This is a genomic window from Streptomyces sp. PA03-6a, assembly GCF_033792765.1.
In the GTDB taxonomy this organism is placed as follows: Bacteria; Actinomycetota; Actinomycetes; order Streptomycetales; family Streptomycetaceae; genus Actinacidiphila.
Map to the genome: position 1 here is coordinate 1 of NZ_JARAVK010000063.1, position 14885 is coordinate 14885.

The 14885-nt window shown below is 72.2% G+C and carries 11 protein-coding genes; all 11 read right to left on the reverse strand.

Features of this window, described 5'->3' with window-relative positions; genetic code table 11:
* A partial coding sequence (locus PV350_RS17285; protein WP_500334667.1) for a sortase domain-containing protein occupies positions 1-734 on the reverse strand: 734 nt, incomplete at its 3' end.
* On the reverse strand, positions 731-2038 hold the full coding sequence (locus tag PV350_RS17290; RefSeq protein WP_500334669.1) for an Ig-like domain-containing protein: 1308 nt from the start codon (positions 2036-2038) through the stop codon (positions 731-733). The genes PV350_RS17285 and PV350_RS17290, both read right to left, overlap by 4 nt.
* A gap of 17 nt (positions 2039-2055) precedes the next feature.
* Positions 2056-2931, reverse strand: coding sequence for a hypothetical protein (locus tag PV350_RS17295; protein ID WP_500334671.1), 876 nt, complete (start codon positions 2929-2931; stop codon positions 2056-2058).
* A gap of 49 nt (positions 2932-2980) precedes the next feature.
* Complete coding sequence (locus tag PV350_RS17300) at positions 2981-4894, reverse strand: hypothetical protein (RefSeq protein ID WP_500334673.1); 1914 nt, start codon at positions 4892-4894, stop codon at positions 2981-2983.
* A gap of 128 nt (positions 4895-5022) precedes the next feature.
* Positions 5023-6597 carry an Ig-like domain-containing protein gene (locus PV350_RS17305; protein WP_500334674.1) on the reverse strand — a complete coding sequence of 525 codons (1575 nt, stop codon included), beginning with the start codon at positions 6595-6597 and terminating at the stop codon, positions 5023-5025.
* Between the two features lie 56 nt (positions 6598-6653).
* Positions 6654-7643 (reverse strand): hypothetical protein, encoded by a 990-nt coding sequence (locus tag PV350_RS17310; protein WP_499511954.1) that lies wholly within the window; start codon positions 7641-7643, stop codon positions 6654-6656.
* A gap of 100 nt (positions 7644-7743) precedes the next feature.
* Positions 7744-10221: a hypothetical protein gene (locus PV350_RS17315; RefSeq protein WP_500334676.1), complete on the reverse strand. Its 2478-nt coding sequence runs from the start codon at positions 10219-10221 to the stop codon at positions 7744-7746.
* Complete coding sequence (gene pstS / locus PV350_RS17320; protein WP_499511956.1) at positions 10218-11909, reverse strand: phosphate ABC transporter substrate-binding protein PstS; 1692 nt, start codon at positions 11907-11909, stop codon at positions 10218-10220. The genes PV350_RS17315 and pstS overlap by 4 nt, the downstream gene beginning before the upstream one ends.
* A gap of 56 nt (positions 11910-11965) precedes the next feature.
* Entirely contained in the window at positions 11966-13186 is a 1221-nt protein-coding gene (gene pstA, locus PV350_RS17325; RefSeq protein ID WP_500334678.1) for a phosphate ABC transporter permease PstA, read from the reverse strand.
* Position 13187: 1 nt separating this feature from the next.
* Complete coding sequence (gene pstC / locus PV350_RS17330; RefSeq protein ID WP_500334680.1) at positions 13188-14216, reverse strand: phosphate ABC transporter permease subunit PstC; 1029 nt, start codon at positions 14214-14216, stop codon at positions 13188-13190.
* A partial coding sequence (locus PV350_RS17335) for a hypothetical protein (protein WP_500334682.1) occupies positions 14213-14885 on the reverse strand: 673 nt, incomplete at its 5' end. The genes PV350_RS17335 and pstC, both read right to left, overlap by 4 nt.

Sequence of the window (14885 nt, forward strand, 5' to 3'; positions counted from 1 at the left end):
GAGGCGGGCTGGACGTCGGACATCAGGTCGGCGTCCACCCGCAGGATGCCGCGCGGCATGAAGGCGGTGCCCTCGGCGGTGATCAGCGTCAGGCGGCCCTTGCCGGCCGCGGGCGGCGCGGGCTGGGGGTCACCGGCGCGGCGGACCGCGACGACGCGGTAGCGGTGCACGCCCTGGCCGGTGGTCACGGTGAGCTGCTCGCCCGGGTGGAGGCCGCCCAGGTGCCGGAAGGGGCCTCCGTAGGTGGCCTGGCGCCCCATGATGACGCTGGTGCCGGCCTGGCCGGGCAGCGGTGTGTCACGGCGGTGGCCCGGGCCGCGGGTCAGGACCTCCGAGGTGGTGCCCTCGCCGACGACCTCGCGCAGTCCGAGCCCGGGGACGGAGAGCACCGCCACCGGGGTACCGGTCGTGAGCGGCTTGACGCCGTCGCCCGAACCGCCCACGGGTGCCACCCCGTTGGCGAGGTCATTGCGCAGGGCGGCGTAGTCGACCTGCTGGTCGCGGGCGTGGCGGACCTGGCCGAGCAGGCCCACGTCCACGACGAAGCCGAGGAGCAGGGCCGCCAGGATGCTCAGGGCCGCCCCGGCGACCCGCAGGCCGGGGCCGGCCGGACGCGTGGTGCGCGTCCGGCCGGCCTCCGGCCCCGGCGGGGTGAGGTCCGCCGGCCCGTTCCCCGAGGGGGCGGGCCGGTCGTGGGCGGGAGCCACGCGGACCGGGGTGCCGACCGGGGTCATCCCACCCTCACCGACTTGGAGGTGGCGCTGCCGTTGGTGTAGCCCGACCGCTTCGCGGTGATCTTGAGCGCGACGCGGTGCCCGCGGTCGGCCTTGGTCAGCACGTACGTGGAGTGCGTGGCACCGCGGATCGCCTTGCCGTCGCGCCGCCACTCGTAGCTGTAGGACGTGGCCGAGGGCTTCCAGCTGCCGGCCTTGGCGGTGAGCCGCTTGCCGGTCCTGGCGGTGCCGCTGATCGTCGGCAGCTTGGTGTTCTTCAGGGCCGGGCCGACGCCCACGGTCACCGCGGGGCTCGTCGCCGCGGTGCTGCCGGTGGTGTTCTTGGCGGTCACCCGGCAGGCGACCTTGTGCTTGTAGTCGCCGGAGGTCAGGCCCCAGGTCTTCGCGGTCGCGCCGCTGACGACCTTGTTGTCGCGCAGCCAGGCGTACGCGTACGAGGTCGCCCCGCCGAACGTGGCGGAGCAGGTCACCGTCGAGGCGACCTTCACGGTGCCGGTCACCTTCGGGGCCGTGACGACGACCGGGGGCTTGACCTTGACGGTGTACGGGAGCGCCGCGGAAGCCGACGGCTTGTACGCCGCCGCGTCGGCCGGGGTGAACGCCGCGCTCAGCGCGTGGGTGCCGACGCCCAGGGCGGTGGTGGTCAGCGACGCCGCGCCGTTCGACACCGCGACCGGGGAGCCGATCTGGGTCGCGCCGTCGAGGAAGCGGACCGAGCCCGCGGCCGCGGCGGGGGCCACCGTCGCGGTGAGCTTGACCGAAGTGCCCTGGACCACCGGGCTCGCCGGGGATGCGGCGAGGGTGGTCGTGGTGGCGACCTGGGTGGGGGGCGGGGTGCTCTGGTACGTGGTGTTGGAGGTGAACCAGATGGCCGAGGTGAAGTCGCCGAAGGTGTCGGCCCCGAAGGCCTTGCGGCAGGTCAGGGTGAAGTCGTAGCGGCCCTTCAGCTCGGTGAAGCCCGCATCCTTCGCGTAGTCGCGCATCGTCTGCATCAGCGGCACGGTGAACCCGCCGCCGGGCACCGCCGGGTAGATGGCGATCTCCGAGTTGCCCACCACGTTCTGGCCCTCGGCCGGGAAGCCGGCGCCCTTCACCTTGACGATCAGGTTGGTCGCGTCCTCGGGGCAGGGCCCCGAGGTGGTGAGCGACATCCCCGACACGTCCGTGCCGGTGGCCGGGGCGACCTCCATGGAGCCGATGACCTCGGCCCTGGCGGTCCCGGCGGCGGCGACGGCGATGCCGCCCGCGGCGATCGCCGAGGCGAGCACGAGCGACAGTCGCCGGCGTACGGTGGTGATCTTCATGGTCGTCTCCCGCCGTCTCAGTCGTTCGAGGAGTCGGTGAAGGACAGCAGACCGCGGCGGCGGGCCTGCCGGACGGCGATCGTGCCGGACCCGACCAGGGCGGCCGCGACGGCGGCGAGCCAGCCCGCGTCGGCGCCGGTGGCCGCCAGCGAGTCGTCGTCACCGCCCGAGGCGCCGCCGTCGACCTCGGTGGAGATGTCCTGCGAATCGCCGCCCGTGGTGTCGTCACCCGTGTCACCACTGGTGTCACCACCGGTGGTGTCCGTGGGCTCGTCGGTGTCCGTCGGTTCTCCGGTGTCCGTCGGCTCGCCGGTGTCGGTCGGGTCCGTCGTCGGCGTGGGGCTGTCCGTCGGCGTGGTGGTGTTCGTCGGGGTGGTGCTCGGGGTCGGCGTGGGCGTCGGGGTGCCACCCGCGGGGTCGGTGTCCTGGTAGGTGGTGTTGGTGGTGAACCAGATGGCGGTGGTGAAGTCGCCGTACGTGTCGGCCCCGAAGGCGTTGCGGCAGGTCAGGGTGAAGTCGTAACGGCCCTTCAGCTCCTTGAACCCCGCGTCCTTCGCGTAGTCGCGCATCGTCTGCATCAACGGCACGGAGAAGCCGCCGCCGGGCGCCGGCTGGTAGATGGCGATCTCCGAGTTGCCCACCACGTTCTGGCCCTCGGCCGGGAAGCCCTCGCCCTGCACCTTGAGGATGACGTTGGCCGCCGCCGCGGGGCACGGCCCCGAGGTGTCGAACGCCATCCCGACGGTGTCCGAGCCGGTGGCCGGGGTCACCTTCAGCGTGCCGATGGTCTCCGCGTGCGCGGAGGTCGCGGCCATGATGCCCACCGCCCCGCCGGCCAGGACGAGCGAGCCGAGTGCGGCCGCGGTCGAGCGGTGCAGGCGTGTGAAGGACACTGTCTTTCTCCTCTTGTCTTGCTTGGTGAATGGACGGGGTGACGGGTGCTCAGCCGGACGTGTCCGCCCGCGCGGCACGTCCCCTGCGCCCCCGCACCCACTGGGCGGCGCCCGCCAGGAGCACCAGGAAGGCGACCGCGAAGCCGCCGAGCGACCAGGCGACGAGGGAGCCGTGCGCGTCCCCGGCCGGGTCGGCCGAGGCGGCGTTCACGACCCCGGTGACACCGCCCTGGGCAGGCGCACCGGAGGCGTCCGGGGAGGCCGGGGGCACGAGGCCCTGACCGCCCTGACCGCCCTGACCGCCCTGGCCGTCGGCGGGGGCCGTCCGGCCCGACCCGCCGGGGGTGGACGACTGCCCCGGACGTGCGGTGCCGCCCGGCTGAGCGGAGGTTCCCGCCGCGGGCTTCTCGGGGGTGGCCCGGGTGCCGTCCGTGTAGGTGGTGCCGGAGGTGAAGCGGAGCGAACCGGTGAGGTCCCGCAGGCTCTTGAGGCCGAAAGGGGCCTCAAGGCAGCTGACGGTGAAGGTGTAGGTGCCGCGCAGGGTGCTGAAGCCGGCGTCGTGGGCGTAGTCCTGCATCGTGTAGGTCAGCGGGATCACCAGCCCGCCGCCCGGTGCCGAAGGGTAGGTGCCGATCTCGGAGTTGCCGACGACGATCTTGCCGTCGCGGGGGAATCCGGCGCCCTTGACCCGGGCGATGACGTTCCGCGTCCCGTCGGGGCAGGGCCCGGCGGCGGTCAGGGTGATGGGCTCGGCGGCGCTGCCGTGCTGCGGCGCGACCGTGAGGTCGCCGGGCGCCGCGGCGTGGGCCGCGGGCGCGGCCGCCCACAGCGAGAGGGCGGCCAGCACCATGGCGACGGGAGCGGAGGCACGCGAGGCGGGGGCCGGCTTCTTCGGCGCGGTCCCGGCGGTGCGGGCGGCGTCCGGACGCGGTCCACGGCGGCGGCGCCTGCGGCGGACCCACCATGCGACGGCCACCGCGGCGACGACCGCCAGGACGGCGAACAGGGACCAGGGCACGGCCCAGAAGCCCTGGGAGCGGGTCAGGCTCGGCAGGTCGGCGATCGCGACGTCACCGCGCACCGAGACCGCGTCGACCGAGACGGTGGTGGTGTCCCGCACCGTCGGCAGGACGCCGGTGGCCGTGACGCTGATCCTCAGAGCGTTGCCCGGGAGGACCTCGGCGAGGTCGCGCGAGCCCTTCACCGTGGCGATGCCCCCGAACGCGTCGCGGACGCGGACCGTCTGCTCGGCGGCCAGCCGGACGTTGCCGGTGTTGCGCACGGTGTACGACACCGTCGCGGTGCCGGTCCCGAAGGGGTTGGCCGTGCCGTGGTAGTCGGTGTGCAGGTCCTCGACGGCGAGCAGCGGCCTGAGTTGGCCGGCCACCCGCAGGTACATCCGGGCGCCGACGCGCTGGTCGACCTGGACCCGGTCGCCCTTGGCGCCGGTGCGGACCGCGGACAGCGACGCGACGATGCCGGCGGGGTGGTCGCCGGGGGCGACCGTGCGCGGCACGGTCAGCGTGAAGGGGACGATGACGCGGGAACGGGCGGCCACGGTCACCCGGGACCTGCCGAGCTTGATCCAGGTGCCGGCGTCGCTGGACCTGGCGGCCCGGGCGAGCAGGTCGAAGCCGCCCTCGGCGGAGTTGATGGCGTCGGCGGCGTAGACGCTCAGCGTCAGGGGCTTGGCGCTGTAGTTCCAGATGGCGATGTGGTCCCGGATGACGGCACCCGGGGTCACGCCGTAGGAGTAGTTGGGCCGGCCGTCGGGCTTGTCGGCCGTGGACGGCTGGACGCCGAAGGTGGTGCGCCCGTTCGGGCCCGCGCCGGGTCGTGCGGCGGCCGCGTGCGAGGCGGCGGCCTGCGGGGCGGCGGCCGACGCCGTTTCGGCGGCCGGGAGTACGGCGAGGACGCAGGCGGCCAGGACGGCGGCGATACGGCGGGCTGATCGTGTGATCATGTCAGGTCGTCCGATCGGGCGCGGGTGGGACGGGGTGGTGCGGGACGTGCTTGCCGGGACGGGCATCGCTGCCCGTCCCGGTCCGGGCCGGACCCGGGGGCGTCACCGCCCCCGGGCCGTCCGCCGGCTCAGATCGCCGTGAGGGTGAGGGTCGCGGTGTAGGTGCCGGCCACGGTCGAGGTCGGCACGTTCAGGGAGAGGCCCGCACCCAGGTGCGCGGTACCGAGGCCGGTACCGGTGGCGAGGGAGCGGGAGGACTTCAGGCCGCCCTGGCCGGCGTCGCCGGGGGCGACGCCCTGCGCCGCGGAGACCGCGGAGCCGGCGGTGACGGTCTGCGCCGGGGCGTGGTCGACCACGTCCGGCGTCCAGCCCAGGTTCTGGCCGTTGATGGCGTGCGTGCCGCCGTCGGAGAAGTCGGTCACCTGGCCGCTGACGCTCCAGCCGGGGTTGCCGGCGCGGGCGTCGGTCAGGGTGACCGTGTTGATCCCGCCCGTGGTGGTCAGCAGGTCGCCGTCGGCGTTCAGCACCGGCGACGGCAGCGTGACGTGCGGGTTGTCGACGCTGATGACCAGGGCGCCGGACTCGACGGTCGTGGTGATGTCCTGCGAGGCGGAGACGCCGGCGAAGTCACCGATCAGGTACGGGACCGCACCGGAGTCGGAACCGGTGTAGGCCGCGCTGTTCGCCGGGACGAAGGCCGCGGAGAAGCTGTGCTCGCCCTTCGCCAGGCTGCTGGTGGTGTAGGAGGCCTGGCCGCCCGAGACGGGGACGGTGGCCAGCGTGGTGGTGGCGCCGCCCACGGTGTCCTGGAACTTCACGGAGCCGGCCGCGGCGGCGGGGGTGACCGTGGCGTTCATGGTGACCGGGCTGAACTGCGGCGTGGTGTCGGACGGCGAGATGGCCAGCGAGGTCGTCGTCGCGGTCGCCTGCGGTGCGTTCACCTTGTACGCCACCGCGGTGGAGGCTGACGGGTTGTAGGCGGCGCCGGTCGGGGTGAACTCGGCGGTCAGGTCGTGGTCGCCCGCGGCCAGGGCGTTCGTGGTGAGGACCGCGGTGCCGCCGGAGACGGCGACCGGGGAGCCGAGCGCGGTGCCGTTGTCCTTGAACTGCACCTTGCCCTCGGCGGCCGCCGGGGCCACGTTGGCGGTCAGCGTGACGGTCTCGCCCTCGGTGACCGGGCTGGCTGGGCTGACCGCGAGGGCGGTGGAGGTGTCGGTCTTCACGCTCGGGTCGGTGTTCTGGTACGTCTCGTTGGACGTGAACCAGATCGATCCGGTGAAGTCGCCGAAGTTCGAGGAGCCGAAGGCCAGCCGGCAGGTGACCTTGAAGGAGTACTCGCCCTTCAGCTCGTTGAAGCCGGCGTCCTTGGCGTAGTCGCGCATCGTCTGCGTCAGCGGGACGATCATCCCGCCGTCACCGGAGATCGGGTAGATGTCCTTCGACGCGTTGCCGACGACGGTCTGGCCCTCGGCCGGGAAGCCCGAACCGGTCACGGACACGATGACGTTGGTCGCCTCGTCGGGACACGCGTCCGAGGTGGTCAGCGCGATGCCCGTGGTGTCGGTGCCGGTGGCCGGGTTGAAGGTGACGGTGCCGATCTCGGCGGCGTGCGCGGCCGGGGCCGCGATCAGGCCCGCCGCGCAGGCGGCGACCAGGCTCGCGAGACCGCCCGCCAGGGCCCGCGAGAGCTTGTTCTTGAACACTGTCGTGTTCTCCCTCTTCGGAGGTTGCGGAAGTGACGGAGACAGCAGGGCGTGGATCAGGGGGTCTGCTTGCTGGTGTCACCGCAGTTGGCGTTGGCGGCGAAGCCGTAGGTGTTGATCACGTCGGTCTTCTGGCAGATCAGCGAGTTGGAGCCGACGAAGACCGTGCTCCACGGCGCGGTGCCGACCTTGCTGGTCGGGATCACGTTGTAGACGTCGCGCTTCACACCGAAGCTGCTGTTCAGCACGGTCGGCGCGATGCCGTCGATGGTGCCGAGGACCGCCTTGCCGCGCAGGTCCGCGATGGTCTGCGTGGACTGCGAGTTGTACTGGGCGATGGAGAACGGCACGATCGACTTGTCGTCGAGGATGCGGCCGTCGTGCTCCTGCACCGGGTTGCCGCCCTTGGCGTCCTTGATGCAGGGGTAGACGCCGTTCTTCACGTCGGTGTCCGAGATGCCGACGGTGGACTCCCAGAAGCTGCGCGTGCCGGAGCCCGCCTGCGGGAGGTACGCCGTCATGGTGAAGTTGGGAGCGGTGCCCACGTAGTCCTTGTTGCAGGTGTAGATCTGCTTCAGGTCGTTCAGCGTGAGCTTGCGCGGGATCTGGCTGGAGCCGGTGATCGCGTAGGTCACGCCGTCCACGGCGAACGGGACGTAGGTGAGGTCCGGGTCGACGGCGCCCAGGCTGAGGCTGGAGGACCGGGCGAAGTCCAGGCAGTTGTCATTCGCCTGCAGGGAGGCGACCAGCGCGTTGCGGCCGGCACCCGAGCCGTTCGGGCGGTCGATGGTGCAGGTCGTGCCGCTCTTGGTGGTGATCTTCGCCGAACCGGTGGCGTCGTAGGAGCCGATCACCTTCTGGCCGCCGATCGTGATCGACTGGGCCATGCCGTTCATGACGTCCTGGGTGGTGTCGGAGCCCACACCGGACAGCTGGCGGAAGGCCGGGGCGCCGGAAGGGTCGGCGACGGCGACGCTGGCGCAGACGGTGCCGGTGAGCAGACCGGCGACGCCGACGGCGGCCACCGCGAACTTGCGTATGTTCACTTGCGTTTACCTCTCGGATAGGCTTGCGCCGGGTGATGCCCGGCACGGTTGTTTCAGACAGTTCGTTGGCGCGGACCTGTCGTGGTCTCGGGTTCGGGCATCACCCCCTCGGCTCTCGGCCGGACGTGCCCTTGGCACGCCAGGTCTGCAGACCTGCAGCGAGCCGCGGCGCCACCCTCGGCAGGAGGGGGCCGCAGACGGCCGCGACGAGCCCGGCGACCAGGGCGATCAGGAGGACGTAGCGCACGGCGCCCAGCACCCACTCGGGCGTGCGGGACAGCGGGACGTCGGCGGCCACGGGGACCGGCGGCGGCGAGGCGGTCACCGGGGCCGCCGGCGGGTCCGAGGGGGACGGCGTGGAGGACGGCGCGGTGCCGACGGTCTGACCGCCGCCACCGCCGCCCGTGCCGCCGGAGGTGTTCTCGCTCTCCTCCTCGGGCGCGGAGGGGCCCGACCGGGACACGATGGCGTCGGCGGCCGACTCGGTCTGCTTGCGCAGCGACGCCGGCAGCGGGGCGTACCCGTCGGGCAGGGTGCCGGCGGTCACTCCGGGCACCTGGCCCTTCCCGGCGGCGTACCGCAGCAGCGCGGCGTAGTCGCGGCCCTCCCGCTTGGACAGCTTCTCCGGGATGGTGGCGGCGTAGGTGAGGAGCGTGAGCGGGTAGGCGTCCTTGGCCCCGGCCTTGGGGTCGCCCACCAGGACCCCGCTGACCGGGCCGGGCTTCATCGCCTTCTGCGCGGCGAGCATGGCCGCGTCGGTGGGCGCCACGAACGCGCCCGAGGCGTTCTGCAGCTTGGCCGTCACCAGTCCGTAACGCCGGGCGGTCGCGGTGTCGGTCACCGCGAGGATGGCCCGCCGGCCCGCCGGCTGCGGGGGATCCTTCTTGTACGCGGGCGGCTGGCCGGTCGGGTCCCAGTTGCCGCGGGCCAGGGTGTCGCCGCGGGCGGCGGAGCGGGCCGCGTTCTTCATGTCGGTCGCGTAGGGGTGCTTGTCCAGGATGCACAGCGGCTGGTCCGGGTGGTCCGGGAACTGCTGGCAGTACGGGTCGCTCTTCGGGAAGCCGTCGACGGGCAGGTCCAGGTCCTTGTAGTTCGGGTTGACCGTCATGCCCGAGAAGCCCGGATCGCCGTGGCTGCCCTCGTTGTCGGGCGTGCCGTCGAGGAACTCCCGCGCGGCGGGGTCGCTGTCGACCCAGCTCCACAGCTGCGAGGCCGCGTCGGAGAGCGGCTGCGGCACCAGCGCGTCGCCGAGGGCGCCGAGGAAGTCCAGGTCCTCGTAGCGGGGGTTGTACTTGATGAACTCCGGGTCGTGCCCCAGGTTGTACGGGTTCTTCGCGGTGCTCTCGGCGAAGCGCGAGTTGCCGTCCTGGTACGACTCGGTGAGCAGTTTGGCGACCAGTCGCGGGGTGAGGTTGAGCGAGGTCAGCCGGTTGCCGTTGCGTGCGTGGACCTCTTCGGAGGCGGAGGACGCCGCGTGGCTCTCGATGAAGAACCCGAGGGTCAGCCCGGACAGGGTCACCGGCGCGTAGACAGGCTTGGTGTCCGGGGGCAAGGTGGCCGGATCCGCCGCACGGTTGAGGAACACCATGCCCGGCTCGTCCACGGTCAGGTTCTCGCGAGCGCCGACGTCGCCGGCCTGCGCGAAGCCGTAGATGGTCTTGTTGCCGGTCTGGCAGAGGGTGGGCTGCCAGCGGTGCACGGCCTCGGCGGCCATCTCGGTGCCGAGGGTGGGACGCTCGGCGGCCCCGATCGGGCAGTAGGTGCCGGCCCGCTCGAAGCGCAGCGGGAAGACCAGGCGCTCCTTCCAGTTGGTCGCCGACAGCGGCGAGGACTGGAGCAGGCCGTCCGACTGCGCCCGGTACGAGGTCCCGTCGACCTCCGTCTCACCACGGGGGACGACGACGAGCCAGCACGAGCGCGCGCCGGACTTCCCCTTCGGGACGTCCCCGCAGCCGAGACCGGGGGCCTCCGCCGCGGTCTGGACCTCGAAGTACACCTCCCCGGTGCCGCTGGAACCGGTGCGCGCGTAGGGCACCTCGTTGGTGGTGTTCGAGTCGAAGAAGTCGTTGGTGTTGCCGCTGTCGAACACGTCGCCGCTCACGGCGCGGAAGGGCGCGAACGAGATGTTGCTGCCCGTGGCGGGCGGCGGCAGCGTCTGCGCGGGGTCCTTGAGGCCGCCGTAGCTGAGCTGCCGGGTGTTGGTCCAGGCGCCGGCCGCCTGCCCGCCCGTGCCCGCGCCGAGGTCGGCCGAACCGCCGAACTGGCACTGCTCGGGGCTCGGGCCCGCGGGGTCGTCGCCCCAGCACTGCATGATCTGCAGGTAGTCGGCGGGGTACTTGCTGTCGTCGACGGTGGGGACCGCGTCCTTCCAGGTGATCTTCACGACCTGGTTGACCAGGCTGCTCGTCTGGTCGACGGTCACCTTGAGGTCGGCGAATTCCCCCTTGCCGGAGACGGTCATCGTGGAGCCTGAGTCGGCCTGCGACACGGTGGCCGGCGCGGCCGCCGCGGCCATCACCAGGGCGCAGGCGACGAGCACGGCGCGATGTGCCGCCCGGCGGAAGCGCGAGGGGATCACGACCGCCTCCGCTTCGTGTTCAGCAGCGACGTGAGCAGCGGCGGCGCGACCGTGAGCGTCAGCAGCAGCACCGCGGCGAGCACCATCAGGGCGGTGCGCGTGCCGCCGCCGATGCTGCCGGCGGTGGTGACCGGCGTGGCGTACGCCCCGTCGTCGCCGCCGGTGGCCGAACCGTCGTTCGCGATCACCTGTCCCGTGTCCGGGTCGACCGAGGGCGAGGCGCTCGCGTCGGCGCCGCCGGACGTCGTGCCGCCCTGACTCCCACCGCTCGCGCCCGTGGAGGAACCGCCCCCGCTGCCGGACGTACCGCTGCCGGAACCGCCGGAGCCCGAACCGCCCGACGAACCGGAGCCGCCCTTGACCGTGGTCGAGGCCGTGTTGCCGCCGGTGCCCGTGGCGCACTGGCTGCTTCCCTGCTTGTCGCAGTCCTTCGGGTAGGGCGCGTTCTTGGCGAGGGTGTTGGTGCCGTCGGTGGAGAAGGTGGGGTTCTGGCAGTTCTTGACGTCGATCGACTCGACGTCGACCCCGGGGATGCGGCGCACCTGGTCGAGCCCGGCCTGCACCAGGTTGATCGGCAGGGGCGAGAACCCGAGTTTGCCGACGCTCTTCTGGCCCTCGCACAGGAAGTAGTACGCGAAGGCGCCGAGGGTCCTGCCCTTCAGCTCGCTGAAGTTGTTCTCGACCTTGGTGGGAATGATCATGTAGCTGTAGCTGGACAGGGGGTAGGTCCGGCGGTCCGTGTCGTTGTAGACGCCGTCCAGCTTCTGGGTGAGCGTCTTGTCGTCGATCTGCGCCTTCAGCAGCGCCACCGCCACGTTCTTGTCGGTCGGCTCGACGTAGTAGCCCGCCTTGTTGAGCACCTTGACCACCGGGAAGTGCGTGGTGACCTTCGCGTAGGAGTACTCGACGTAGGTGATCGTGCCGACGTTGCGCTGCGCGGCGACGTAGCCGGAGACGCCGTTGGAGCCCGCCTGGGCGACGACGGGGGATCCGGAGATCTTGGGGTAGATGGACGTCGTGCCGCACGGCGTGGTGCGGCCGGCCTTGCGGCAGTAGTCGTCCCACAGCCCGCCGTACTGCTTGGCCATCCAGGTCGTGAACTGCGCGGTGGTGCCGGAGCCGTCCGAGCGGACCACGGGGATGACCGGACGCGCCGGCAGCGACGCCGCGAGCGCCGGGTTGTCCTTCTTGATCGCCGGGTCGTTCCAGGTCTTGATGACACCGGTGAAGATCTTGGTGATGACCTCACCGGACAGCCGCAGGTTGGTCACCTGCCGGTTGCCGATCTTGAGGTTGTACATGAACGACGTGCCGCCGGCCACGATCGGCATGTACGCGTACTTGCGGCGCGGCGGGGTGTCGACGACACCCGAGTCCTTGATGCCGTAGGGGATCTCGGAGACGGCGAAGTCGACGGTGCCGTTGCGGTACTGGTTGCGGCCGTCGGAGGAACCGGTGCCGTTGTAGGTGACCTTCATGTTGTACTGCTGGACGTTGGCCGTCCACTGGTCCATCGCGTTCTGGCTCCATGTGGAGCCGGCGCCCGCGATCGGGACGTACGTCGCGGCGGACGCCTCCTCGGCGACGGGCAGCGAGGCGCCGAACAGCAGCGCCGCCAGCATCAGGGCGAGGGCGGTCAGGACTCTGACGCGGGGACGTTCGGAAGATGCCGGACGTGCTCCGGGCATGACGGGTGACTCCTGATCGGTGCGGTCGGTGCCCTGCGTGCGGGCGGGATGGACGGTCACGGCCGGGTCCCGGTCGCGGCTGCGGCTGCGGCCTGCGCGAGCGGATCCGGACGGCGGCTCATGCGTTCCGCGTCGCGGCGGGAGGCCAGCACCCGCCGGTGCTGCTGGCCGCGGGACAGCTCGCCCGGGCCGCGGCCGCCGAGGACGCGGGCCAGCAGGAACAGCAGCAGCACGAGTGCCATCAGCAGCGCGGCGCATCCGAACCCGCGGGCGATCATGTTGGGCTGGGGAGAGGCCACCAACTGGAAGGTGGCCAGCGGCAGCGAGACCTGGGGCCCGCTCAGCGGGTCGGCGTTGAGCGAGGGGTTGGCTCCGGCGGTGAGCAGCACCGGGGAGGTCTCACCGATACCGCGGGCGGTGCCCAGGATGACCGCGGTCGTGAGACCGGAGCGGGAGGTCGGCAGCACCACCGTCCAGATCGTGCGCCACTGTCCCGAACCGAGCGCGTAGGAGGCCTCGCGCAGGGAGCTCGGCACCAGGCGGATGACCACGTCGGCGGCGCGGATGATGATGGGCAGCATCATCACGCTCAGCGCGAGCCCGGCGGCGAGGCCGGACTTCTCGAAGTGGAGGATGAGGATCAAGGTCGCGTAGATGAACAGGCCCGCCACGATGGACGGCAGCGCGGTCATCGCCTCGACGACGGTCCGCACGAAGCGGGCGTAGGTGCCCGGAACCTCGTTGAGGAACACCGCGCACATCAGGCCCAGCGGCACGGTGATCGCCAGCGCGATGCCGATCTGCTCCAGGGTGCCGACCATCGCGTGCAGCACACCGCCCTCGCTGAGCGGCGCCAGAGGGCCCGTGCCCCCCATGTTCTCGGTGAAGAAGTTGAGGTGCGTCAGCGCGGGTCTGCCGCGGTACAGGGCGTATCCGACCACGAAGAGCAGGGCCAGCAGGAGCACCGTCGCCAGGCTCTGCCAGATCACGGCGGCGACCCGGTCGCGCACCGCGACGCGGTTCTGGTCGAGGGAGACCAGCACCGCGTACAGGCCGATGAACAGGACGTAGGCGACGACCACGAAGCCCAGCAGCGAGTCGAACGGGGCGATCCAGCCGAACAGCACGAACGTCAGGGCCACGGAGCCGGCCAGTGCGCCGGCCAGTGCCAGCCGGTCCTCCGCCGTCACGGGCGAGGTGTTGCGGCGCACCTCCGGCACCGCGTCGTCCTCGCGGGTCGGCGTCGTCGTCCGCGGTGTCTTGAGGAGATCGGTCATTTCAGGCCTCCGCCCCCGCGCCCGAGCGGCTGCGCGCCACGATCGAGGAGGCGATGAAGTTGACGATGAGGGTCATGACGAAGAGGGCGAGACCCGCGGCCATGAGGGCCGACATGCCGAGTTCGCTCGCGGATCCGTAGCGGAGGGCGATCAGCGACGACACGGAGATGGCGCCGTTCTGCAGGATGTGGGGCTGGATCTCGAAGACCGGCGAGATGATCATGTAGACCGCGATGGTCTCGCCCAGTGCCCGGCCGAGGCCGAGCATCGTCCCGCCGATCACGCCGCCGAGCCCGAAGGGCAGGACGACGGAGCGGATCATGCCCCACTTGGTGGCGCCGAGGGCGAACGCGCCCTCGCGCTCGCCGGGCGGTGCCTGGGAGAACGCCTCACGCATGACGGAGCAGGCGATCGGGGTGACCATGAGCGCCACGACCATGGCGGCGATGAAGGTGGAGGACGTGTAGACGGTCATGCTCGCGAGCGGGTTGTCGGGTTCGGCCCCGTTCACCTTGAAGATCGGGATCCAGCCGAAGTAGGTGGAGATCCAGCGGGAGAGTCCGACGACGTGCCCCTGCAGGAAGAACGCACCCCACAGGCCGTAGACCACGCTCGGCACCGCCGCCATGAGGTCGACGAGGCTGACCAGGAACCGCTTCAGCCGCCGCGGGGCGTACTCCGAGATGTACAGCGCCGTGCCCAGCGCCAGGGGCAGCGCGAAGCAGATGGCGACCAGGCCGATCAGCACCGTGCCGGTGAGCACCGCCGCGATGCCGAAGTGGTGGGAGTCGGGCTCCCAGGCGGTGGTGGTGAGGAACGAGAAGCCGGCGACGCTCAGCGCCTCCCAGGCGCGGTAGGTGAGGAAGAAGCCGACCAGCAGCATGATCGCGAGCACCGCGGCACCGCTGCCCCGGGCGACGGAGCGGAAGACGCGGTCGGCCGGCTCGGCGGACGCCCGGATGTCGCGCGGCACGTCCTCGGCGGCGGGACCGGGCTCCGTGCCGGTGAGGCCGGGAACGAGGGAGGTCATCGCGCCACCGCCCCGATCCGGGGTCCGGCGGGCACGGTGGGTGCGGTGACCGCGGTGACCGGGGTGACCGGGGTGGGCGCGGTGACCGCGGAGGGTGCGACCGGCGGAGCCTGCACGGCGGTCTCCCGCCGGGCCCGCCCGCTGCGGGGTTCGTCCGGTTCTTCTCGCGTAGACCGCGCGGACGCCGATGCGCGCAGGCCGCGCAGCCGCGGGCGGTGGGCCGTGCCCTCGGTCATCTCGGCGACCGTGACCGCGGCCAGGAAGAGGCCGAGGTTCTGCTGGCACTCGCGCAGGCGGTGGTACGTCCGCCCCGACACGGCGACGTTCCTGCCGCCGAGTTCGACGCGCCACGTCCAGGTGCCGCCCGCGTCGGCCATGGACAGCTGTGCCCGGACCTGGCCGATGTGCTCGCGGAGCAGGAGCACGGCGGCCTGGCACTCCGCGAGGGAGGCGTAGGTGCCCGCGCTGCGGCCCAGTTCGCGGTTGTTGGCGCCGACCAGCCGCCATCCGACCGCGGTGACCGGCGCCCCGGCCCGGTCGGCCCGGTCGTGCCGGTCACCGCGGTCGTCACGACCGCGGCGGTCCTGGCCGTCGGGTCTGGCTCCCCTGTCGGGTCTCGCCGTACGCGACGAGCCCTCCGAGGAGGGCCCGGGATCCTCCGGGCTCCCC